Here is a 21562-nt window from a genome sequence, read left to right as displayed (position 1 = left end):
GTGCGACTATTCCCGGCCCGCCGAGGTGAAGGACATATCCGCATAGCGGGTTCCGGAGACCTTGCCCGCGATCGGCTCCAGGGTCGTCAGCTCGTCGTCGGTCAGCGAAATGGTCGCGGCGGCCACGTTGTCGGCGAGCCGGGCCCGGCTCCGGGTGCCCGGGATCGGCACCACCGCGATGTCGCGCACCCTGCTCTGTGCGTGCACCCAAGCCAGCGCGACCTGCGCCAGCGTGATGCCGCGCGCCTCGGCGATGGCCCGCAACGGTGCCAGCAGCTCGGCGTTGTGTGCCGCGTTCTCGCCGGAGAAGCGCGGCATGGTGGAACGGAAATCGTTCGCGTCCGCGGTGCCGGTGAACGCGCCGGTGAGGAAACCACGCCCCAGCGGCGAATACGGCACGAAGGTCACGCCCAGTTCCGCGGCCGCCGGGACCACGGCCGCCTCGACGTCCCGGGAGAACAGCGACCATTCCGACTGCACGGCGGCGATCGGGTGCACCGCGTGCGCCGCACGCAATTCGGCGCCGGTCACCTCGGACAGGCCGAGTGCGCGAACCTTGCCCTCCTGCACCAATTCCGCCATCGCGCCGACCGTGTCCTCGATCGGCACGCCAGGGTCTTTGCGGTGCATGTAGTAGAGGTCGATGGTGTCGATCCGCAGCCTGCGCAGGCTGGCCTCCACCGCGCCGCGGATGTAGGCGGGAGAGTTGTCGAACCCGCGGTAGGCCGGGTCGTCGGCCTTGCGGACGATGCCGAACTTCGTGGCGATCACCACCCGGTCGCGTTCGGCGTGGACGAAATCGCTGAGGAATTCCTCGTTGTGACCCGAGCCGTACACATCGGCGGTGTCGAAGAGCGTGACCCCGAGTTCGAGCGCCCGCTCCAGCGTCGCCCGGGATTCGGTGAGATCGCTTGGCCCGTAGAACTCGCTCATTCCCATGCAGCCCAGACCCTGCGTCCCCACCTCGATGCCGGACGTGCCGAGCGTGGTGGTGGGAAGCCCGCCGGTTGTGGCCCCGCCCGTCGCCGTGCTGCCACCCACCATCGAATCGCTGCTCATAGGTTGATCCCTTCGCTGTCGTGCGCGGTGACCGCGGCCGGCTGGGCCTCCTTGGTTTTGCCCTCGTACAGGGCGATCTTGTAGTCCAGCACGGCCAGGGTCTGACGAAGTTCATCGATCTTGGCGAGTACCTCGGCGCGGGTGTTCCGGAACATCTCCAGCCGCTGCGGGAACGTGGTTTCCCCCGCGCGCACCAGCTCGGCGTAGCGGACCATGTCCGCCACCGACATGCCCGTGGTGCGCAGCCGGCCGATCAACGCCAGCCATTCCAGATCGCGATCACTGAACCGGCGCTTGCCGGTGTGATCCCGGCCGATGTAATCCATCAGCCCGATCCGCTCGTACCAGCGCAACGTGTCCCGGCTCAGTCCGGATCGCTCGGCGGCCTCGCCGATCGAGTACCGCGGCTGCTCCCGATCGCTTCTGTCCTCCTGCAGTGCGGTTTCACTCACTGTGCTCGCCTTTCCCGATGAACACCGACGACGCTAGTCACCTGGAGTGCACTCCAAGCAAGCTGCGTTCGATGTGCGGCGCCTGCGGCACTGCGTGTTCGCGCCCCCTTGTGCGCTCGCACGGGCAATGCTCGGTCTCGCTGCGCTCGAAACGGGAGCGGAGCCGGAATGGTTGCGGCGGGGGTGCGTGCCGACCAGGGACGACGGGAAAGGATCGCGCTGGTCAGCTGCTGTAGTCGGGCAATTGCTGGACGGCCCATTTGTTGCCGTCCGGATCGGAGAAGAAGGTGAACAGACCCCAGCCGAGATCCTTCACCGGTGTGGCGTCGACACCCGCGGCGATCAGCTGCTGATACGCCTCCTCCGCGCTGGCGACCACCATCTGCATGCCCTCGACACTGCCGGGGGTGGCTTCGGTGATGCCCTCGCCGATGCAGATGGAACAGCCCGAACCGGGCGGGGTGAGCTGCACGAAGCGCAGGTTCTCGTTGACCCGGTGGTCGTGGTCGGCGTTGAAGCCGATCTTGGTGTAGAAGTCCTTGGCGCGGTCGACGTCGGTCACCGGAATGGCGACGAGCTCGATTTTCCAATCCATTCGTGCAGCATTCCACTGCCCACCGACAAAGTCCCGGCTTCCGGCCTACCCTGGGAACATGCCTGGAAAGGACATCGACCGCATCAGGGCCCGTTCGGCCTTGGCGACGGTCAAGGAGAGCCCCGTGATCACCGCCATCGCGGTCGCGCCGTTCGCGCTCGCGCTGGGCGTGGTGTGGTGGCTGTTCGGTGGTTTCGCCGCCTTCGTTCTGCTGGTCGTTCTCGGCGCGATCGTCGTGCTGGGCGGCAAGTTACTGCGCTGACCGCGCGCGCCTGCGCGGTCAGCGCGGGATATGGAAGTGGGTCAGCTCGCCGGTTCCCGGGTCGACGTCGGCCCAGGGGCGGTCGAATCGCAGTACCGCGAGTGCCGAGGTCGGGAATTTCCTGCTCAGTTCGACGGCAGGCGCGCAGTCGTGATCGCTCGCCAATTCCCACGCCGTCCACGGCATGCCCGGCGCGTGCCCGAGCACCAGCAGCGTCGCCACGTCGTCGTCGCTGAGCTGGATCAGCTCGATGAGCGTCTCGGGTGCGGCCTCGTAGATCGAGGACTCGAACACGACCGGCGCGGCGATCCCGGTGGCGGTCAGCGTCTGCCTGGTGCGCGTGGCGGTGGAGCAGCGCACGGCATCGATCGGCGGCTGGGTCTCGCGCAGCCACCGACCTGCCAGTCCGGCCTCGCGCCGCCCCCGCGGCGCCAGCGGGCGCTGGTGATCGTCCACGCCATCCGGATAAGCCGATTTGCCGTGCCGCATGAGGATCAGAGTCCGCACCATGGGGATACGGTAAGCCCTCCGGGCGAGAGGTCTCGACCACACTCGAGGCAAACTGAAAGCGGCATCACATCACCCCTTGGGGGTGGCCACAGCCCACGCACATCTTCGAGGATCAGCACAATATGGCCTACGTAATCACGCAGCGTTGTTGCAACGACGCCAGCTGCGTTTCCGAGTGCCCGGTCGACTGCATCCGTCCCACCCCGGACCAGCCGGAGTTCGCGACGACCGAGATGCTCTACATCGACCCCGACACCTGTATCGACTGCGGCGCCTGTGTCGACGCGTGCCCGGTGGAGGCCATCTTCTCCGAGGACGACCTGACCGCCTCGCTGGCGCGGTTCCGGGAGATCAATGCCGCCTATTTCCAACGGCACCCGCTGGAATCGAACTTCGATCCGATCGTCACGCCCGCGCGTCCACCGAGGGAACTGGGCACGCTGCGCGTCGCGATCGTCGGCGCCGGGCCCGCGGCCTGCTACGCGGCCGACGAACTGCTGCGCAGGGCCGACGTCGAGATCGAGATGTTCGACCGGCTGCCGACGCCATGGGGCCTGGTCCGGGCGGGCGTCGCCCCCGACCACCCCGGCACCAAGATGGTGTCGAACATGTTCGAGTCCGCGTTCCGCCGGGAGACGCTGCAGTACTACCTGAATGTCGAGGTAGGCACGCATATCTCGCACGAGGAACTGTTGCGCCACCACCACGCCGTGATCTACGCGGTCGGCGCCTCGACCGACCGCCGGATGGGCATCCCCGGCGAGGATCTGCCGGGCAGCCACTCCGCCACCGAGTTCGTCGCCTGGTACAACGGCCACCCCGACTACGCCGACCGGACCTTCGACCTGTCCGGTGAGCGGGCCGTGATCGTCGGCAACGGCAACGTCGCGTTGGACGTGGCGCGCGTGCTGACCGTCGACCCCGACGAGCTCGCCAAGACCGACATCGCCGACTATGCGCTGGATGCCTTGCGACAGAGCAACATTCGCGAAGTTGTGATACTCGGCAGGCGCGGTCCGTTGCAGGCGGCCTACACCTCGTCGGAGTTCCTGGCCCTCGCCCACCTGAAGGGGGTCGACGTGGTCGTGGACGGCGCCGATCTGGAACTCGACCACGTCAGCCAGGCGATCGTCGACGACCCGGAGATCGAGCCGTCGCTGGGCTTGAAGTACACGCTCGCCAAGGAATACGCGGCCGGTCGCCGCGCCGAGGGCAACAAGCGGATCGTGTTCCGCTACCTGGTCTCGCCCACCGCGCTGACCGGAACCGACCGGGTGGAGTCGGTCCAGGTCGTGCACAACGAACTGTTCGACGCGCAGGGCCAGCTGGTGGCCAGGCCGACCGACCGCACCGAGACCATCGACGCCACGCTGGTGTTGCGGTCCATCGGCTACCGCGGCGAGCCGGTCGCCGGCCTGCCGTTCGACGAGCGGCGCGGCGTCGTGCCCAACGAGAACGGCCGGGTCATCGGCGACGACGGCACGCCACTGCCCGGTGTGTACGTCAGCGGCTGGATCAAGCGCGGCCCACGCGGCGTCATCGGCTCGAACCGGACCGACTCCGAGGAGACGGTGGAACTGCTGCTCGCCGATTTCACCGCGGGCAAACTCGGTGCGCCGGAAGGCGACCGCGCCGCGCTGAAGACCCTGCTGTCCCAGCGTCAGGCCGACCTGGTGGACCGAGCGGGCTGGAAGGCGATCGACCAGGCCGAGAAGGCGGCGGGCAAGACCGCGGGCCGGCCCAGGGTCAAATTCACCACCCGGGAAGACCTGCTCAAAGCTGCCCGCGGCTGAGAGCCAGGATGCCGGTCGGATCACTCGAGATCCGACCGGCTCTCCGCGCGTCGCGTCTCGATCAGTCAACTGATCGCGTAGTGCGTCGGTAACCGATCAAGTAGGCCAGAACGGACCGGGACCGAACGCAGAATGTGACTTCCGTATCCCCCGACTGGTACGGCACTTACGCAACATCTGGTTTCGCAAGAACATGGGTAACTCGCCGGGTACGCCCAGAACTCGAGTGGCACCCCACGTGGGACCTGTACGTAGATCTCGCGGCACTCGACTTGTACGGCCTGAATACGCGGAGAGGCGGATCAGCCCGGCAGTGGCATGATGCGGACCACGGTGGTGGTGGTCCCGCCGACCACGAACCATAATCGCAGCACCGGCTGCCCGGTCCGGTCGCCCGGCTCGTACCGGCTGCGCACGGTCACGTGCTGGCGGGCCAGCACCGGAGCGACGTACTCGATCACCGCGCGGTGCGGCCCAGCGAGCAGCTTGGGATATTCGACCAGGAACTGCTCCACCGCCTGCCAGTAGCAGGCGTTGTTGACGTGGTTGTACTGATCGATGTCGGTCGCGCGCACCGGGAATGGCATGTCCGTGTCCGACTCCGGCGGCGTGGCGTCGGTCAGGTACGGCCGCCACCGCAGGCGGTGTTCGGTGGCGGTGCGGGCCAGGTAGGCCAGGCCTTCGTCGCTGATCCGCGAGGGCATGCCGGTGGACTCGCTGATATTGATCCAGAAGCCCTCGGTCTCGATCAGACCACCGTTGCCGCTGGTGATCCGTACGCGCATATTGGTCCACCGAGTGGACATCGCCGAGCACCACCGCAGCAACCGCACCTCGTCCGGCCACAGAATCGGGCGGATGACGTCGATGACCGTCCGGCGGACGATCCAGTTCGGGTCGCTTCGATGGAAGAACGTCTTATGCAGGTTTTCCCAGGCGATATCTTGCAGGTAGCGGGCGATGGCATCGAACCGCAACCGGTCGTAGGGATCCACATCGCCAGCCCGGACGGGCCACGCCGAAGCAAAGCCCATGCCCTCCTGGGGAAGCGGGGCGAGTGGCTGATCGAGTGACACTTGTGCTCCTCGCGCTGCACGGTGTGCCGCGTTTCTTCATGCGGTGCTGTTGTGACGACTTTACGGGGCGTACGTCACACCCTCGCGTCGAGCCGTCTGTACCTCCTTCATAGTCCGCCAGGGGGCACCCGGGCCAGGATCTATGGCAATGGCCCCGCTATCGACCCGATCAATAACCCTGGTACGCGCCTCCCGAGTTCACGGCAGCCACACCGGGCACATTGGCGAGTGACCCGTAGCGGTCGATCGAGTACCGCACTCCGGCGATGATGTTGTCCACCGGGTTCCAGATGTCGTCGTGGCCGGGCGCCTTGTAGGCGTTGAACGTGCTGTCGATGGTCTGCATCAGCCCCTTGGACGGATGCCCGGCGACCCAGTTGCTGTCCCACCGGTTCTCGGCGTACGGGTTACCAGCGGACTCGTGCTGGATGATCAGGGCGATTGCCCGCTCATCGATGTCCTTGGGGTCGTAGCCCATCGCGATGAGCTTCTGCTTGGCCTCCGCGATCCATCGCGCGATATCGCCGCTCGGCAGCGGCCCGGTCGGCGCGGACGGGCCCGGGCCGGTGTGGTGCGGCGTGCCCGACGTGCCGTGCGGCGACCCCGAGTTGCCGTGCTGGCCGGACATCAGCTGATTCGGACGGTTCGACGACTGGTCGGCGACCGGTGGACCCGAAGTACTCGCCGGTGCGGTCGCGGCGGGCGCGGGCACGTTCACGCTGGGTTCGCCCAGCCCGGCGAACGCCGCTTCCAGCTTGCCGACCGCGCCCTCCACCTGTGTTCTCGCCTGCTCGGCCACGTCGTGTGCGGTTTTCAACGCGTTGGTCAGCTCCCAGGTGCGGGAGGCCGCCTGGAGCGCCTCCTGGAAGACCAACCCCTCCACATCGGCCTTGTCGGCGTGCGCGCGGAGGTAGGCGATCCGCCCCTTGGCGTCCACGGCGCCGTTGGCCGCGACCTCGAAGGGCGGCGTCTGGTTGAGCGCGTCGTCGCGCAGACGCAGCACCTTGGCTTTCGCCTCGGTAAGGTTCTGCACCTGGGCGGTGAGGGCGGATTTCAACTCCAGCAGTGCGGCGCTCACCGCGGAGGCGCGGGTCTTCTCGGTATGCATCCTGGTGTTCGCGGCGTCGCCCGCGGAGCCGGACCACTTCTGCGCGTCGGCGAGCGCCCTGGTGTCGTCGATGCCCTTGCCGACCGCGGTGTCCAGGCCTTGGGACATGGTTCCGGCGAGCTCACCCGCCGCCGACAGCTGCTCCGGCTGCCAGTTCACTACGTCGGGGATGGTGAGCGTCATGGCAGTCGCAGTCCGATCGCCCGGAGTTTCGCCGCGAAGTCGTCCTCGGCCAGTTCGTACTTGCCCGCCGCGTCGTGCAGGTTGTCGGCGACCGTGGTGAGGCGTGCGCCGATGCGTTCGAGGCAGCGATGCGCGGCGTCGCTCGCGCGCTGAGCCACCGGACCGAAATCGGTGCCGGGCAGCGCCGCCACGGCGGCGGCGAAACCCTCGCCTCTGCCCAGATCGGTGACGGCCGTGGCCTCGGTGCGCAAAGTCTGGGCGAACGACCGCAGCGCCGCCGGATCGACGTGCATCGTCGTCGCAGGTTGCGACTGGTTTCGCTCGACCATGAATCCCCCTTCCCTCCCGACCGACAGGTCGCGGTCAGCATAACAAAATCGGCTGTTCACGACAGGCGCCCGCGGCAGCGGATTCCACAGCCGCCGCAGCCTCGATCCGGTCCGCCGCAAGGCTTCCGGCGGACGTGGTCCGGCCGCGCCCGTTATGTTGTCGGTGTGGCGTCGGCGCGGACCATGCCGTCGCGAGGACAGAGAGGTCGGCTCATGCGCGCAGCTCAGGTGAGCAAGCTGGAAGGACCGGAAGCGGTCGAGATCGTGGACATCCCGGAGCCCGCGTCCTACCCGGGCGGCGTCGTGATCGACGTGCACGCGGCGGGTGTCGCCTTCCCCGATGTGCTGATGACGCGCGGCCTCTACCAGATGAAGCCGGAATTGCCCTTCGTCGTCGGCGGCGAGGTCTCGGGCATCGTCCGGGAGGCCCCGCAGGACGCGCACGTGCGGGCGGGTGACCGGGTGGTGGCGCTGACCCTGCTCGGCAACGCCATGGCCGAGACCGCCGTCGTGCCCGCGGCGATGGTGTTCCGGCTGCCCGACAACGTCTCGCTGGAGGCGGGCGCCGGCATCCTGTTCAACGACCTGACCGTGCACTTCTGCCTGCGCAACCGGGGCAGGCTGGCCGCGGGTGAGACCGTGCTGGTGCACGGCGCGGCGGGCGGCATCGGCACCTCGACGCTCCGGATGGCCGCGGCGCTCGGCGCGGGCCGGGTGATCGCCGTGGTGAGCACGGAAGCCAAGGCCGAGGTGGCCCGCGCGAACGGCGCCACCGACGTGGTGCTGACCGACGGCTGGCTCGCCGCGGTAAAGGAGCTGACCGGCGGTCGCGGCGTCGACATCGTGCTCGACCCGGTCGGCGGCGAGCGCTTCACCGACAGCATTCGCTCACTCGCCTCGGCGGGACGGTTGCTGGTGGTGGGATTCACCGCCGGTGAGATCCCCACCGTCAAGGTCAACCGGCTGCTGCTGAAGAACGTCGAGGTGGTCGGCGCGGCGTGGGGGGAATGGGTGATGTCGCATCCGGGCTATCTGCAGGAGCAGTGGGCCGAGGTGGAACCGCTGCTGGCATCCGGGAAGATCGCGCCGCCGGAGACGGCGCTCTACCCGCTGGACCAGGCGGCCGAGGCGATCGCCTCGCTGGACAACCGCACCGCCACCGGCAAGGTCGTGGTCACGCTGCGCTGACCCGCACGCCGACCGACCCGCCATGAAGCTGTCCAACCGGGTACTGAACCGGACCCTGCTGGCCCGCCAGCATCTGCTGGAGCGCTCGCGGTTGACCGTGCACGAGATGTGCGACCATCTCGTCGGTCTCCAGGCCCAGGATTCGCCGCCGCCGTTCGTCGCATTGTGGAGTCGCGTCGCGGATTTCGATCCGACGACGGTGTCGGCCGCGCTGGAGGACCGCTCGCTGGTCCGGATCACCCTGATGCGCGGCACGATTCACCTGGTCACTCCCGCCGACGCGCTGCGGATCGCGCCGCACGTCCAGCCGGAGCTCGAAAAGGTGCCGTTCCGTAAGGGTTTCAACTACGGCGCGATGGTGGGTCTGGATCCGGAGGAGGTGCGCGGGCACGGTGAGGCGGCGCTCGGCGACGAACCGATGTCCGCGGCGGACCTGCGCGCCCGCGCCGCCGAGCGGTACCCCGATCGCGACGCGGGCGCGGTGCTGCAGACCTGGCTGTATCAGCTGCCGGTCCTGCAGACTCCGCCCCGCGGGAAATGGAAGGACAGCAGCAGGCCGATCTGGTCGCGGGTCGAACCGTGGCTGGGCGCTCCGCTCGACCCGACGTACCCGCTGGCCGAGCTGCTCTTCCGCTACCTGCGCGCCTTCGGCCCGGCCAGCACGATGGACATGCAGACCTGGTCGAAGTTGCCCGGCATGAAGCACGCGGTCGCCCAACTCGGCGACCGGGTGCGCACCTACACCGACGAGCGCGGCCGCACGCTCTACGACGTCGCCGACGGCGAACTTGCCGATCCGGATCTTCCCGCTCCGGTCCGGTTGCTCGGTTGGTACGACAACGCCCTGCTCTCGCACCAGGACCGGACCAGGATCGTGCCCGACGGCGCGGCCCCTCCGCTACGCGCCTTCGCCGCGCAGGTGTCGCCGATCCTGGTCGACGGGTTTCTCGCGGGGTTGTACAAGGTCTTCGCGAACGCGAAGACGGCCCGGCTCCGGATCAGCCCGATCAGGGCATGGACCAACACCGAGCGCGCGGCCGTGGAAGCCGAGGCACATGCTCTGCTCGCCTTTCTGGAGGCGGGCAAACAGCAGAACGTGGAAATTCTCGACCCGCACGCCGATCTGCGTCCCTGATCGCGTGGCCACAGTGCCTGCGCGGATCGCGAGCGGACGCGGTCACGGCTCGCGCGGCGGACGGTAGGCGGGCGCCTTGGTGGTCCCGGTCGGACTCAGCGTGCGCAGCAGCGGTAGCGCACGGCGCGCCACCACGGTGGACAGCACGATGACGCTGTGCGAACGCACCACCGACGACGTCCGGTCGATGCTCAGCAGTACGGCCTGCAACCCGGCGTGCGAGTCGGCCCCGATCCGGCACAGCACGTCGCCCGAGCCGGTGGTGGCATATGCCTCCAGCACGCCGGGGATGGCGTCGAGTTCGGCGGCCACCGTGTCCAGCGCGCCCTGGGCGATCTCCAGGGTGACGAATGCCTGCACGTCGAATCCCGCCGCGGTGACGTCGATGTGCGGGTCGTAGGAGGCGATCACGCCGGATTCCTCCATGCGGGCGATCCGGGATTGCACGGTCGCGCGGGCGACCTTGGTGCGGCGGGAGAGTTCGAGGATGCCCGCCTTCTGGTACTCGTGCATCGCGGTGAGGATGGCGAGATCGAGTTCGTCGAGTTTCGCCGGTGTGCGCGGCATGACGGCCTCCGTTTCGAGCAGGTCTCCGCCTCTCCGGGTCTTCCGGTCCTGCTTCTGCTATTCAAATTGTCCAGCATCCAGGGCTGTTTCCTAGCCGAATTCGCCACACTGTCCATCGAGAATTCGCGCTGTTGCCTACTGGGCGGGCCCGGCGATTTCCTTGGAACATGACCATCGAGCACCTGCCGAATGCCCGGTCCGGCGCCGTCCCCAGCGACGGCGAGTTGCGCACCCTCGTGGGGCTGGTCGACCACGACGACAGCGGCGATCCCTTCCCGGTCATTGGATGGGACGCCCTGGTCTGGGTGGTGGGCAACGCCACCCAGACCGCGCATTTCCTGGAATCCGCCTTCGGTATGCGGTTGGAGGCGTACTCCGGTCCCGAGACCGGCAACCGTGACCACAAGGCATTCGTCTTGCGCAGCGGCGCGGCCCGTTTCGTGATCACCGGTGCGGTGGACCCGGACAGTCCGCTGGTCGCCCATCACGATCGGCACGGCGACGGCGTGGTCGACATCGCGCTGGAGGTGCCCGACGTGGACCGCTGCGTGGCGTGGGCCCGCGCAAACGGGGCCACCATCCTGGTCGAACCGCACGACGACTCCGACGACTTCGGCACCGTTCGCTCGGCCGCGCTGGCGACCTACGGCGACACCAGGCACACGCTGGTCGACCGCTCCGGCTACCACGGGCCCTACCTGCCCGGTTATGTTCCCCGGCGCTCGCACTACCAGCGGCGCGACGGCGCGCCCACCCGGCTGTTCCAGGCGATCGACCACGTCGTCGGCAACGTGGAACTCGGGCAGATGGACGAGTGGGTCGAGTTCTACCGGCGCGTCATGGGTTTCACGAACATGGCCGAGTTCGTCGGCGACGACATCGCCACCGAGTACTCGGCGCTGATGAGCAAGGTCGTCGCCAACGGAAATCACCGGGTGAAGTTCCCGCTCAACGAACCCGCCCCGAGCAAGAAGCGCTCCCAGATCGATGAGTACCTGGAGTTCTATCGCGGTCCTGGCGTGCAGCACATCGCCCTGGCCACCAGCGACATCCTCGGCTGTGTCGACGCGCTCCGCCGTGAAGGCGTCGAGTTCCTGGAGACACCCGCCGCCTACTACGAGGACCCCGAACTGCGCGCTCGCATCGGCCGTGTCCGCGTCCCGGTCGAGGAACTCCAGCGCCGCGGCATTCTCGTCGACCGGGACGAAGACGGCTATTTGTTGCAGATCTTCACCAGACCGCTCACCGACCGGCCCACCGTCTTCTTCGAACTCATCGAACGCCACGGCTCGCTCGGCTTCGGCAAGGGAAATTTCAAGGCGCTGTTCCAGGCGATTGAGCGGGAGCAGGAAGCCCGAGGCAACCTCTAGGGCCAGCAAACGACCGATGCGGTCGAGCAACCGGCGTATGCATTCGACGATCGTGGCTGCGTTCGGCACCAGCGGCGCGGAGCCACGATGTGTTTACGCCGAAATCAGGCGGGCTGCGCTCATGAGGAGCGCAGTCGTACCGAGGGCTCCCTGCCCGCCGATGGGATCAGGGCTCCCCGGGGACCAGGAGTGCCCACCTCCCATCCGGATATTGCTTGCAATAGAAGCGATCACCGCTGGAATCGGTGTACCCCTTCGCCCGTCCCTCCCTCACGCAGGTTGCCGCGTCGCCGTAGATGCCCTTGATTCCGCCGACCGCAGCCGCCGTTCCGGTCGACCCGGCGACGACCGCGCCTGTCGTCAGTAGCGCGAGCATCGAGTACACGATGAATTTCACGTGAGAACCCCCGTCAATCGGTGTTTGCGCCAGATCTCGCTGGTGCGTGACCCGTTTCTCCGGACCTGCCGGGCGGATTTCATTCGAAGAGAAGACGCCTTTGGCGGTGATAGTGGACGGCACGGTGACCGGCCTGTCCTCATAGAATCCCCCGGCATGATCAGCAGTGGCGAAAGACGTTCTGATTGGACGTATTTCGACAATCGTGAGCCTACCCGGGCCCGGTGGTCGGCGGCAAGAGTGCCCCGCCGGGTCCGTCGGCGCCATGCCTTTGTGACTCCCCCTCGGTAGAGTCTCAGGCATGCGGATCAAGTCGGCGATCGTCACCGCGGTAGCCTTGGTCCTCGCGCTGGCGGGGTGCGGTTCGGACGTGCCGTCCGAGGACTCCGGGCCATCGCGTCCGGTGCCGAAGGTGGTGGGGTTGGGTCCGTTCGTCGGAGAGTGTGGGCATGTGACCGACGACGAGGTGCGCACCATCGGTGGGCTCGGCCAGATCTCGGGCGTGTTCCGAAATGCGGTCGGCTGCAACTGGCAGTCGGCCGGGATCGGTTCGTCCAGCATCACTTTTGCTTCCTACCGGGGCAGTCCGATCGAGCGGGAACGGGCGTGGGTAACCGTCGAAGGCCGCGCACCCGATCCGATCGAAGTGGCCGGTCGGGATGGGTTCGCCGCATTGGATCCAAGCGGACTCGTCTGCGATCTGGCGATACAGCTCGGCGACGACTTCTTCGAGTGGTCGACGTCATTCGGACGCTACTCCGCGGCCTCCGGTAACCCCTGCGACCGGAGCCGTGCTCTGGCCGAGCTGACATTGCAGCGGTTGCAGTAAGGGGCAGGGCATGAATGTCGGACGACGTCTAGGTAGTCGCCTTGCGGCCTTGGCCGTTGCCATCACCGTCGCGTTGACCGTGGGCGGCTGTAGCCAAGTGGTTTCTGGGTCCGCGCATCCCGTGGGCGGAAGCCAGCCTGTCAACACCAGGCTGGACAAGCTACTGCGGGAATGCCAAATCCTGTCCCGGGAGCAGATCGGCAAAGCGGTTGGTGAGGACGTCACGGTCAGCGAGTCGTTCTTCGGCGCGGTGTGCATGTGGGATCTGGTCGGCGCGCCCGGCGGCAACGGCATGGCCACGCTCAACTGGTACGAGAACGGCACGCTGAGCAACGAGAAGCAGACCAACAACAAGCTCGGCTACGTCACCACCAACATCACCGTCCAGAGCGCCCTGGCGCTGCAGATCCGGCGACCGAACGATCCCGACTCCTGCGGTGTGACGGCGAGCGCGCCGGACAACGGCGTGATCGGCTGGTGGATCAACTACCGGCCCGGCTCCGCCCACCCCGATCCCTGCGAGGCCGCCAAGAAGCTGATGGAGATGACCTTGAATCTGGCCAGGTAGAGCGCTGCCACAGTGACCCCGCTTTGACCCTGTGTCCCGGCCACGGGTATCGTGGATCGCTGTGCCCGGAAGCATGCGGGCAAGTTCGTGCGTGACCGTAGGCCAGCGAGAGCGGCTGACGACTCCAGCGTGCCCGGAATCCGGGCTCCGCGCCGCGCGCGACACGCCCGACCTCGGGACGCGAGAAACGTGGCCGGACGTGCGAGTGAAAGCTCGATGACAGCGGAGTGAACGACGGGCCCGAGACGGCAACGCGCCGCCGACGGCCCCGGGAACGCCGCGAACGACAACAGACATGAAGTCCAGACACCGCGTTAACTAATAAGGAAAGCCGGTCTATGCCAACCATCAACCAGCTGGTCCGCAAGGGTCGCCGCGACAAGGTCGCCAAGACGAAGACCGCGGCCCTGAAGGGGAGCCCGCAGCGTCGTGGCGTGTGCACCCGCGTGTACACCACGACCCCGAAGAAGCCGAACTCCGCGCTGCGCAAGGTCGCGCGTGTTCGCCTGACCAGCGCGGTCGAGGTCACGGCCTACATCCCGGGCGAGGGCCACAACCTGCAGGAGCACTCCATGGTGCTCGTCCGCGGCGGTCGTGTGAAGGACCTCCCCGGTGTTCGCTACAAGATCATCCGCGGCTCGCTCGACACCCAGGGTGTGAAGAACCGCAAGCAGGCCCGCAGCCGCTACGGCGCCAAGAAGGAGAAGAGCTGATATGCCACGCAAGGGCCCCGCACCCAAGCGTCCGCTGATCAACGACCCGGTCTACGGTTCGCCGCTGGTTACGCAGCTGGTCAACAAGATCCTGCTGGACGGCAAGAAGTCCACCGCGGAGCGCATCGTCTACGGCGCGCTGGAGCAGGCGCGCGAGAAGACCGGCACCGACCCGGTCGTCACCCTCAAGCGCGCGCTGGACAACGTGAAGCCGTCGCTCGAGGTGAAGCCCCGCCGCGTCGGTGGCGCCACCTACCAGGTTCCGGTCGAGGTCCGTCCGGGCCGCGCCAACACCCTGGCCCTGCGCTGGCTGGTCAACTTCTCCCGCGCGCGCCGGGAGAAGACCATGGTCGAGCGCCTGGCCAACGAACTGCTCGACGCCAGCAACGGCCTCGGCGCCTCGGTCAAGCGCCGCGAGGACACCCACAAGATGGCCGAGTCCAACCGGGCCTTCGCGCACTACCGCTGGTGACGTCTGCCCGGCCCGTCGTCTGGGTCGGGAGGCACAGCCGGAACGCGGCACCGACCGGCCGCTTCCGGCGTTGACATAGTGGCGACCACAGGGTCGTCCCCGATAATCCCAACTAGCTACGAGCGGGGAAGATTTCCGTGGCACAGGACGTGCTCACCGACCTGAACAAGGTCCGCAACATCGGCATCATGGCCCACATCGATGCGGGCAAGACGACCACAACTGAACGCATCCTCTTCTACACCGGCATCACCTACAAGATCGGTGAGGTCCACGACGGCGCCGCCACGATGGACTGGATGGAGCAGGAGCAGGAGCGTGGTATCACCATCACCTCCGCGGCGACCACATGCTTCTGGAAAGAAAACCAGATCAACATCATCGACACCCCCGGGCACGTCGACTTCACCGTGGAGGTGGAGCGGTCGCTGCGCGTGCTCGACGGCGCCGTCGCGGTGTTCGACGGCAAGGAAGGCGTCGAGCCGCAGTCCGAGCAGGTGTGGCGTCAGGCCGACAAGTACGACGTGCCGCGGATCTGTTTCGTCAACAAGATGGACAAGCTCGGTGCGGACTTCTACTTCACCGTGCAGACCATCAAGGACCGCCTCGGCGCCAAGCCGCTGGTCATCCAGCTGCCGATCGGCGCGGAGGACACCTTCGAGGGCATCGTCGACCTGGTCGAGAACAACGCCAAGGTCTGGCGGGGCGAGACCAAGCTCGGTGAGCAGTACGAGGTCGTCGAGATCCCCGAGGATCTGAAGGAGCGGGCCGAGCAGTACCGCCAGGAACTGCTGGAGACCGTCGCCGAGTCCGACGAGGCGCTGCTGGAGAAGTTCTTCGGCGGCGAAGAGCTCACCATCGACGAGATCAAGGGCGCCATCCGCAAGCTGACGGTGACCTCCGAGCTCTACCCGGTGCTGTGCGGCTCGGCGTTCAAGAACAAGGGCGTGCAGCCCATGCTGGACGCGGTCATCGACTACCTGCCCTCGCCGCTGGACGTGGAGGCCACCACCGGCCACGTGCCCGGCAAGGAAGAGGAGCTGCTGACCCGCAAGCCGAGCGCCGACGAGCCGTTCGCCGCCCTGGCGTTCAAGATCGCCGTGCACCCGTTCTTCGGCAAGCTGACCTACGTCCGCGTGTACTCCGGCAAGGTCGACTCCGGCGCCCAGGTCATCAACTCCACCAAGGGCAAGAAGGAGCGTCTGGGCAAGCTGTTCCAGATGCACTCCAACAAGGAGAACCCGGTCGGCGCCGCCTCGGCGGGTCACATCTACGCGGTGATCGGCCTCAAGGACACCACCACCGGTGACACCCTGTGCGATCCGCAGAACCAGATCGTGCTGGAGTCGATGACCTTCCCGGACCCGGTCATCGAGGTCTCCATCGAGCCGAAGACCAAGTCCGACCAGGAGAAGCTGGGCACCGCGATCCAGCGTCTCTCCGAAGAGGACCCGACCTTCTCGGTCAAGCTGGACGCCGAGACCGGCCAGACCGTCATCGGCGGTATGGGCGAGCTGCACCTCGACATCCTGGTCGACCGCATGAAGCGCGAGTTCAAGGTCGAGGCGAACGTCGGCAAGCCGCAGGTGGCCTACCGCGAGACCATCACCAAGCCGGTCGAGAAGCTCGAGTACACCCACAAGAAGCAGACGGGTGGCTCGGGTCAGTTCGCGAAGGTCATCATCGCGCTCGAACCGTTCGTGGGCGAGGACGGCGCACACTACGAGTTCGAGAACAAGGTCACCGGTGGTCGCGTGCCGAAGGAGTACATCCCTTCGGTCGACGCGGGCGCGCAGGACGCCATGCAGTACGGTGTGCTCGCCGGTTACCCGCTGGTCAACCTGAAGGTCACGCTGCTGGACGGCGCCTACCACGACGTCGACTCGTCGGAAATGGCGTTCAAGATCGCCGGCGCGCAGGCTCTGAAGGAAGCGGCCCGCAAGGCCGGTCCGGTGATCCTCGAGCCGATGATGGCGGTCGAGGTCACCACGCCCGAGGACTACATGGGCGACGTGATCGGCGACCTGAACTCCCGCCGTGGTCAGATCCAGGCCATGGAGGAACGCAGTGGTGCCCGTGTCGTCAAGGCGCTGGTTCCGCTCTCGGAGATGTTCGGTTACATCGGTGACCTGCGGTCGAAGACCCAGGGCCGGGCGAACTACTCCATGGTGTTCGACTCGTACGCGGAGGTTCCGGCCAACGTGTCGAAGGAGATCATCGCCAAGGCGACCGGCGAGTAATGGCTCCCGGGCGTTTGTAAACCCTTTCCCCGTGTCCGCGGGGATCGACCCCCGCACTGCTGCAATTGCACGCACCAACAAGTCCAGGAGGACAAAGAAGTGGCGAAGGCGAAGTTCGAGCGGACGAAGCCGCACGTCAACATCGGCACCATCGGTCACGTCGACCACGGCAAGACCACGCTGACCGCAGCGATCACCAAGGTGCTGGCTGACAAGTACCCGGATCTGAACCAGAGCTTTGCGTTCGATCAGATCGACAAGGCGCCGGAGGAGAAGGCTCGTGGTATCACGATCAACATCTCCCACGTCGAGTACCAGACCGAGAAGCGCCACTACGCGCACGTCGACGCGCCGGGTCACGCCGACTACATCAAGAACATGATCACCGGTGCGGCGCAGATGGACGGCGCCATCCTGGTGGTCGCGGCGACCGACGGCCCGATGCCGCAGACTCGTGAGCACGTGCTGCTGGCCCGTCAGGTCGGCGTGCCCTACATCCTGGTCGCGCTGAACAAGGCCGACATGGTCGACGACGAGGAGATCCTCGAGCTCGTCGAGATGGAGGTCCGCGAGCTGCTGGCTTCGCAGGAGTTCGACGAGGAGGCCCCGGTCGTGCGGGTCTCCGGTCTGAAGGCGCTCGAGGGCGACCCGAAGTGGACCGAGTCGGTGCTGGAGCTGATGAACGCGGTCGACGAGTCCATCCCGGACCCGGTTCGTGAGACCGACAAGCCGTTCCTGATGCCGATCGAGGACGTGTTCACCATCACCGGTCGTGGCACCGTCGTCACCGGCCGTGTGGAGCGTGGCGTGATCAACGTCAACGAGGAAGTCGAGATCACCGGCATCCGCCCGGAGACCACCAAGACCACGGTCACCGGTATCGAGATGTTCCGCAAGCTGCTCGACCAGGGTCAGGCCGGTGACAACGTCGGTCTGCTGATCCGTGGTATCAAGCGTGAGGACGTGGAGCGCGGCCAGGTCGTCGTGAAGCCGGGCACCACCACCCCGCACACCGAGTTCGAGGGCCAGGCGTACATCCTGTCGAAGGACGAGGGCGGCCGCCACACCCCGTTCTTCAACAACTACCGTCCGCAGTTCTACTTCCGTACGACTGACGTGACGGGCGTTGTGACCCTGCCCGAGGGCACCGAGATGGTCATGCCCGGTGACAACACCGAGATGTCCGTCAAGCTGATCCAGCCGGTCGCCATGGACGAGGGTCTGCGGTTCGCGATCCGCGAGGGTGGCCGCACCGTCGGCGCCGGTCGCGTCACGAAGATCATCAAGTGATTCCCTGAATCGCTGGGAACGGCGCCGCTCCTTCGGGAGCGGCGCCGTTCGCGTTTCAGGTGCGGTGCCCCTGTCGGGCAGTGGCGGTGAGTCAGCAGCCGTAGGCGCGGCCGACGGCGGATTCGCGCTGGGAGTCCGGGAGTTCGCGCAGGCAGCCGAGTGGGATGACGCCCTCGGAGCTCATCTGCACACCGCTGCGCGCGGTGGGGTTCACGCAGGTGAGGCCCGTCGTGGCGAGGCGGCAGGCGTAGTCGCCGAAGGTGAGAGTGCTGTCGTACGGCAGTGTCTGTCCCTGGCCGTGGATGAAAAGCCCTGGGTCGCCGCGGAATTGGCCGACGGTCAGGCGCTGGTCGGAGTAGGTGACGTACCCGCCGAACCAGTTTCCATACCCTTCGCCGGGCGCGGGGACCGGTTCCTTCAGTTCGACCATGCAATCGAATCCGTCCATGCCGAGCGCGGTCCCGGTGACGCAGCTGATCTTGCCGGTCGGGCTGACGAACGCGATATCCGCTTGCAGATCGGTCACCGGACCGCCATCGAGGCTTGCCGAGTGGTAGTGCCCGAGATCAATGATGGAACCTTGACGGACCCAATCGATCCGATCCCGCAACTCGCTCTCCGAGGACGCCGACGTGCCGGTTTGCGACGAACCCGCCACTGGCTGCGGCTTTCCCGTCGTGGTCTGCGAGCACGCACACAACACCATTGCCACGCCGACCAGCACTGCCCACCGCATATCGGAAACACTAGCCCGTCGCGCGGCAACGGAACTCTCACACCAGGGACGCGGTCCATGACAACGAGATCGCGCGGTGATCGGCACCGAATGCGTCTTCCTCGACCTCATGGCCCTGGATCGCTGGACGAACGAGCTGAGATTGCGTACCGCGATCAGAGTCGAGGCGACTTGACCACCACGCATGGACTGGTCAGAAGTGAGGTGTCAGCTGCCAAACCGGAAGCGAGCAATGCCGCTGCGACGAGATTCAGAACCTGGGTGTCTGCGACGTCCGACCGGATACGGCCGGTGGTGGCGCGGCGCTGGAACTCCTCTGCCGCTGCTCTGGCATCCGAGATGTGCGGGTCGACGGCAGTGCGATCCTTGGATCCGGCGGATACGAAGGCCTCCCAGACCAGCAGATCGAGGGAGCCGCTGAGCAGGCTTGCCGCGTCCACTCCGGCCCGGATCGGGCGGTGCAGCGTCTCAGCGAGCCGGTGCATCACATACGACGCCTGTTGGACGCCGAACGCGAGCGCGATGGTTCCCGCGCCCGCGCACCACGGGCGTCCTGCCTCGCCGACTCGTTGCCGCCCGAGCCCACCCGTCGCGGACGGATTGGGGATGAACAGCGGCGCTTCGAATCCGAGCGCGACCGGGCGGCGTCCGTCGAGGTCGGCCGCGAGCGAGGTAACGAGGTCGTCCAAGTCGCGACCGCCACTCGCTTCGACTCCCGCTATTCGCCACCATCCGACATTCGCGAGTTTCCCGACATCGACAGCGGCGACGACGAGCTGGTTGGGCGACATACCAGCAACATATCCCCGTTCGCCGCGGTGCGGCCCATGCTGTTCCGAGTGATGGCGCTCCGGGCTGCGCCGCTGCTGTGCCCTCAGGGTGGTTCGAGCGCTGTCATCGCGTTCCGGCCTGCACGCGGCCGAGGCATTACAGCCAACCCAGGTCCCGGGCCCGGAGGGCGGCCTGGAAGCGAGTGCGCGCGCCGAGGCGTGCCATGAGATCGGCGATGTGGGCGCGGAACTTGCGCACCGAGATGTTGAGCGACCGGGCCGCGGTCTCGTCGGTGTCGTAGGCGGTGAGCGCGTGCAGGACGTGCTGTTCGATCGGCAAAAGCGGAAGATCGTCGAGATCGCTGGCCCGCGACCACATTCCGTCGAAGAAGTCCGCCAGCACGGCCGCGACGCCCGGTTGTCCGAGCTGCAGCAGCCCGCCCTGCGGCTCGGTGGGGTCGGCTTGGACGAACGCCACCGCTCGGTTGATGACTGTCAGGAGCTTGACCGGTTCGGAGGTCACCCGGTGCAGGTCGCCCAGCGCGTTCCGGCGTCGCGCGTAGGATCGCAGCTCCGGATCCGCTGGAGCGGGTGCGGAGACGATGGTGCGGCTGCGAAGTCCGCTCGCCTGCCAGCGCGGTGTCCGCACCGGGAGAGACAAGACGTCCGGACGGTGCGTGTGTGGCCGTGCGGACACGATCTCGCCGGCTTCGTCGGCGAGGATGGCGCGAATACGTCGAGCGGCTTCCCGCCGGTCCGGAATGTGCTCGATCAGGCGGATCGAGCGGCGACTGCGATGCTCTTCGGACAGCTCCTCGAGGACGTCCCATGCACTGGTGAGTACGGCGAATTCCCGCCGCATTCCGTCGATGCGGTGCCGCACCAGCAGGTCGACCGCGACGGCGGGCGTGACCGCGGTGTGGGAGCCGTTCACCAAGCCCAGCGCGCGCAGCTGCGCGAGTATCTCCGGCAAGTCGGGCAGCGCCAGTTGGTCGGCGGCGGTGGCCGGGTCGACGTGCGGATTGCGGAGCAGATAGCGGTAGACCCGCTCCTGGACGGCGGTCAGACCCAGCCTGGACAAGCTCTTCGTCAGCATCCGATTGCGAAACCCCGCTAGGAAACTCTTGCCATCGCCCGCGGTCCGGGCACGCGCCCTACCCGCGGCGACCGTAGCCCGCGCTCGAGCCACCACTCGGCGATCAGCAGGCAGAGCGTCCAGCCGAGCCAGGTGCCGATTCCGGCGATCGTCTGCGTGAGCAGTTCCTCGTCGCCGTGGAAGGTCGTTTCCAGCTGCGGGTCGAGTATGAGCAGCAGCACCCCGCCGAGCACGCGGTTGAGGATGATCGAAAGGGTGAGTGCGAAGCTGCGGATCATCCAGCGGCGATGCTCGGTGAACCGGCGCTGTCGCGCCATCCGCCAGCCGGTGACCGTGGTGATCAGCCACAGCGTCGCGAGCATGACATTGCTGACGCGGGCGACGGGACCGAACGGACTGGTCGCGCCGATCACCAGCCCCGCGAGCCCGGCGGGGATCACCCCGGCGAAGACGTACCAGCGGCCAAGTCGCCGATGCAGGGCCGGGTGTTTGCGGCGAAACCACGGCCACACCTGGAATCCGCAAATGAGGATGGCGACCGAGCCGCAGACGACGTGGACGACCAGCATCGGGTAGTGCGGCGCGAACCCCGGGTCGGGCACCCGCGACCGCGCGGGATCGAGAGTCAGATACGGCGGCAGCGAGAAGGCGACGAATGCGAAGGTGAGCACCAACAGCGGCCCCGCCCAGGGGCGTTGCCACCATCGCCGCCGTTTCGGTGCGGGTGCGATGGGAGTCGAGTTTCTGGCTGGTACTGCCATGGTGGGACCATCCGGGTTCGAGAGACGAAAGGTACTGCGTATTGCATACGCCTAAGCGTAGGT

Annotated in this window: 24 protein-coding genes; 11 read left to right on the top strand and 13 right to left on the bottom strand. The window is 67.0% G+C overall.

Annotated elements, in window-relative coordinates:
• Positions 1 to 6: 6 nt before the first annotated feature.
• From ON34_RS24855 to ON34_RS24845, 3 genes are all read right to left on the bottom strand, one after another.
• Positions 7 to 1059, bottom strand: a complete 1053-nt coding sequence (locus ON34_RS24855; RefSeq protein ID WP_083889741.1) for an aldo/keto reductase — start codon at positions 1057 to 1059, stop codon at positions 7 to 9.
• Complete coding sequence (locus ON34_RS24850) at positions 1056 to 1511, bottom strand: MerR family transcriptional regulator (RefSeq protein ID WP_051023070.1); 456 nt, start codon at positions 1509 to 1511, stop codon at positions 1056 to 1058. Before ON34_RS24850 ends, ON34_RS24855 begins: the two co-directional genes overlap by 4 nt.
• A gap of 223 nt (positions 1512 to 1734) precedes the next feature.
• Positions 1735 to 2106, bottom strand: coding sequence for a VOC family protein (locus tag ON34_RS24845; RefSeq protein WP_040783708.1), 372 nt, complete (start codon positions 2104 to 2106; stop codon positions 1735 to 1737).
• Between the two features lie 58 nt (positions 2107 to 2164).
• Here ON34_RS24845 and ON34_RS24840 point away from each other — a divergent pair, with 58 nt between their 5' ends.
• Positions 2165 to 2368 (top strand): hypothetical protein, encoded by a 204-nt coding sequence (locus ON34_RS24840; protein WP_040783706.1) that lies wholly within the window; start codon positions 2165 to 2167, stop codon positions 2366 to 2368.
• An 18-nt stretch (positions 2369 to 2386) separates the two neighbouring features.
• On the opposite strand, the gene ON34_RS24835 is transcribed toward ON34_RS24840, so the two are convergent.
• On the bottom strand, positions 2387 to 2878 hold the full coding sequence (locus ON34_RS24835) for a SixA phosphatase family protein (RefSeq protein WP_040783705.1): 492 nt from the start codon (positions 2876 to 2878) through the stop codon (positions 2387 to 2389).
• 122 nt (positions 2879 to 3000) lie between these two features.
• Between ON34_RS24835 and ON34_RS24830 the strand changes: the two genes are divergently transcribed.
• Entirely contained in the window at positions 3001 to 4671 is a 1671-nt protein-coding gene (locus tag ON34_RS24830) for an FAD-dependent oxidoreductase (protein WP_040783703.1), read from the top strand.
• 302 nt (positions 4672 to 4973) lie between these two features.
• Here ON34_RS24830 and ON34_RS24825 read toward each other — a convergent pair whose 3' ends face one another.
• The 3 genes from ON34_RS24825 to ON34_RS24815 form a co-directional block, all read right to left on the bottom strand.
• On the bottom strand, positions 4974 to 5747 hold the full coding sequence (locus ON34_RS24825; protein ID WP_040783700.1) for an acyl-[acyl-carrier-protein] thioesterase: 774 nt from the start codon (positions 5745 to 5747) through the stop codon (positions 4974 to 4976).
• Positions 5748 to 5916: 169 nt separating this feature from the next.
• Positions 5917 to 7038, bottom strand: a complete 1122-nt coding sequence (locus ON34_RS24820) for a transglycosylase SLT domain-containing protein (RefSeq protein ID WP_040783699.1) — start codon at positions 7036 to 7038, stop codon at positions 5917 to 5919.
• The gene (locus tag ON34_RS24815) at positions 7035 to 7367 is read right to left on the bottom strand and encodes a type VII secretion target (protein ID WP_040783697.1); all 333 of its coding nucleotides are present in this window, start codon (positions 7365 to 7367) and stop codon (positions 7035 to 7037) included. The genes ON34_RS24820 and ON34_RS24815 overlap by 4 nt, the downstream gene beginning before the upstream one ends.
• A 213-nt stretch (positions 7368 to 7580) precedes the next feature.
• On the opposite strand from ON34_RS24815, the gene ON34_RS24810 reads away from it, so the two are divergent.
• Together ON34_RS24810 and ON34_RS24805 are read left to right on the top strand one after the other, a co-directional pair.
• On the top strand, positions 7581 to 8555 hold the full coding sequence (locus tag ON34_RS24810; protein WP_040783695.1) for an NADPH:quinone oxidoreductase family protein: 975 nt from the start codon (positions 7581 to 7583) through the stop codon (positions 8553 to 8555).
• A gap of 22 nt (positions 8556 to 8577) precedes the next feature.
• Positions 8578 to 9690, top strand: coding sequence for a winged helix DNA-binding domain-containing protein (locus ON34_RS24805; RefSeq protein WP_040783693.1), 1113 nt, complete (start codon positions 8578 to 8580; stop codon positions 9688 to 9690).
• 42 nt (positions 9691 to 9732) lie between these two features.
• Here ON34_RS24805 and ON34_RS24800 read toward each other — a convergent pair whose 3' ends face one another.
• Entirely contained in the window at positions 9733 to 10257 is a 525-nt protein-coding gene (locus ON34_RS24800; RefSeq protein ID WP_040783691.1) for an Lrp/AsnC family transcriptional regulator, read from the bottom strand.
• A gap of 167 nt (positions 10258 to 10424) precedes the next feature.
• Here ON34_RS24800 and hppD point away from each other — a divergent pair, with 167 nt between their 5' ends.
• The gene (hppD, locus tag ON34_RS24795; protein WP_040783685.1) at positions 10425 to 11627 is read left to right on the top strand and encodes a 4-hydroxyphenylpyruvate dioxygenase; all 1203 of its coding nucleotides are present in this window, start codon (positions 10425 to 10427) and stop codon (positions 11625 to 11627) included.
• A gap of 166 nt (positions 11628 to 11793) precedes the next feature.
• On the opposite strand, the gene ON34_RS24790 is transcribed toward hppD, so the two are convergent.
• Positions 11794 to 12024, bottom strand: a complete 231-nt coding sequence (locus ON34_RS24790; RefSeq protein WP_040783682.1) for a hypothetical protein — start codon at positions 12022 to 12024, stop codon at positions 11794 to 11796.
• Positions 12025 to 12325: 301 nt separating this feature from the next.
• Here ON34_RS24790 and ON34_RS24785 point away from each other — a divergent pair, with 301 nt between their 5' ends.
• The 6 genes from ON34_RS24785 to tuf all read left to right on the top strand — a co-directional run bounded on the left by ON34_RS24785 (position 12326) and on the right by tuf (position 18136).
• On the top strand, positions 12326 to 12853 hold the full coding sequence (locus ON34_RS24785) for a DUF3558 domain-containing protein (protein ID WP_040783679.1): 528 nt from the start codon (positions 12326 to 12328) through the stop codon (positions 12851 to 12853).
• A gap of 10 nt (positions 12854 to 12863) precedes the next feature.
• Entirely contained in the window at positions 12864 to 13421 is a 558-nt protein-coding gene (locus ON34_RS24780) for a DUF3558 domain-containing protein (RefSeq protein WP_051023069.1), read from the top strand.
• Positions 13422 to 13759: 338 nt separating this feature from the next.
• Positions 13760 to 14134: a 30S ribosomal protein S12 gene (rpsL, locus tag ON34_RS24775; protein ID WP_014353064.1), complete on the top strand. Its 375-nt coding sequence runs from the start codon at positions 13760 to 13762 to the stop codon at positions 14132 to 14134.
• Position 14135: 1 nt separating this feature from the next.
• Complete coding sequence (rpsG, locus tag ON34_RS24770) at positions 14136 to 14606, top strand: 30S ribosomal protein S7 (RefSeq protein WP_014353063.1); 471 nt, start codon at positions 14136 to 14138, stop codon at positions 14604 to 14606.
• A gap of 137 nt (positions 14607 to 14743) precedes the next feature.
• On the top strand, positions 14744 to 16846 hold the full coding sequence (gene fusA / locus ON34_RS24765) for an elongation factor G (protein WP_040783671.1): 2103 nt from the start codon (positions 14744 to 14746) through the stop codon (positions 16844 to 16846).
• A gap of 99 nt (positions 16847 to 16945) precedes the next feature.
• The gene (tuf, locus tag ON34_RS24760) at positions 16946 to 18136 is read left to right on the top strand and encodes an elongation factor Tu (protein WP_040783668.1); all 1191 of its coding nucleotides are present in this window, start codon (positions 16946 to 16948) and stop codon (positions 18134 to 18136) included.
• A 91-nt stretch (positions 18137 to 18227) separates the two neighbouring features.
• On the opposite strand, the gene ON34_RS24755 is transcribed toward tuf, so the two are convergent.
• From ON34_RS24755 to ON34_RS24740, 4 genes are all read right to left on the bottom strand, one after another.
• Entirely contained in the window at positions 18228 to 18872 is a 645-nt protein-coding gene (locus ON34_RS24755) for a hypothetical protein (protein ID WP_063821738.1), read from the bottom strand.
• Between the two features lie 155 nt (positions 18873 to 19027).
• Entirely contained in the window at positions 19028 to 19663 is a 636-nt protein-coding gene (locus ON34_RS24750; RefSeq protein ID WP_040783664.1) for a hypothetical protein, read from the bottom strand.
• A 136-nt stretch (positions 19664 to 19799) separates the two neighbouring features.
• On the bottom strand, positions 19800 to 20738 hold the full coding sequence (locus ON34_RS24745) for a response regulator transcription factor (protein ID WP_040783660.1): 939 nt from the start codon (positions 20736 to 20738) through the stop codon (positions 19800 to 19802).
• A gap of 17 nt (positions 20739 to 20755) precedes the next feature.
• Positions 20756 to 21499, bottom strand: a complete 744-nt coding sequence (locus tag ON34_RS24740) for a DUF2306 domain-containing protein (protein ID WP_051023067.1) — start codon at positions 21497 to 21499, stop codon at positions 20756 to 20758.
• Positions 21500 to 21562: the final 63 nt, after the last annotated feature.

It is taken from the genome of Nocardia pneumoniae NBRC 100136, from assembly GCF_000308755.1.
GTDB classification, from domain to species: Bacteria; Actinomycetota; Actinomycetes; order Mycobacteriales; family Mycobacteriaceae; genus Nocardia; species Nocardia pneumoniae.
This window is presented reverse-complemented; position numbering and strand designations above follow the sequence as displayed.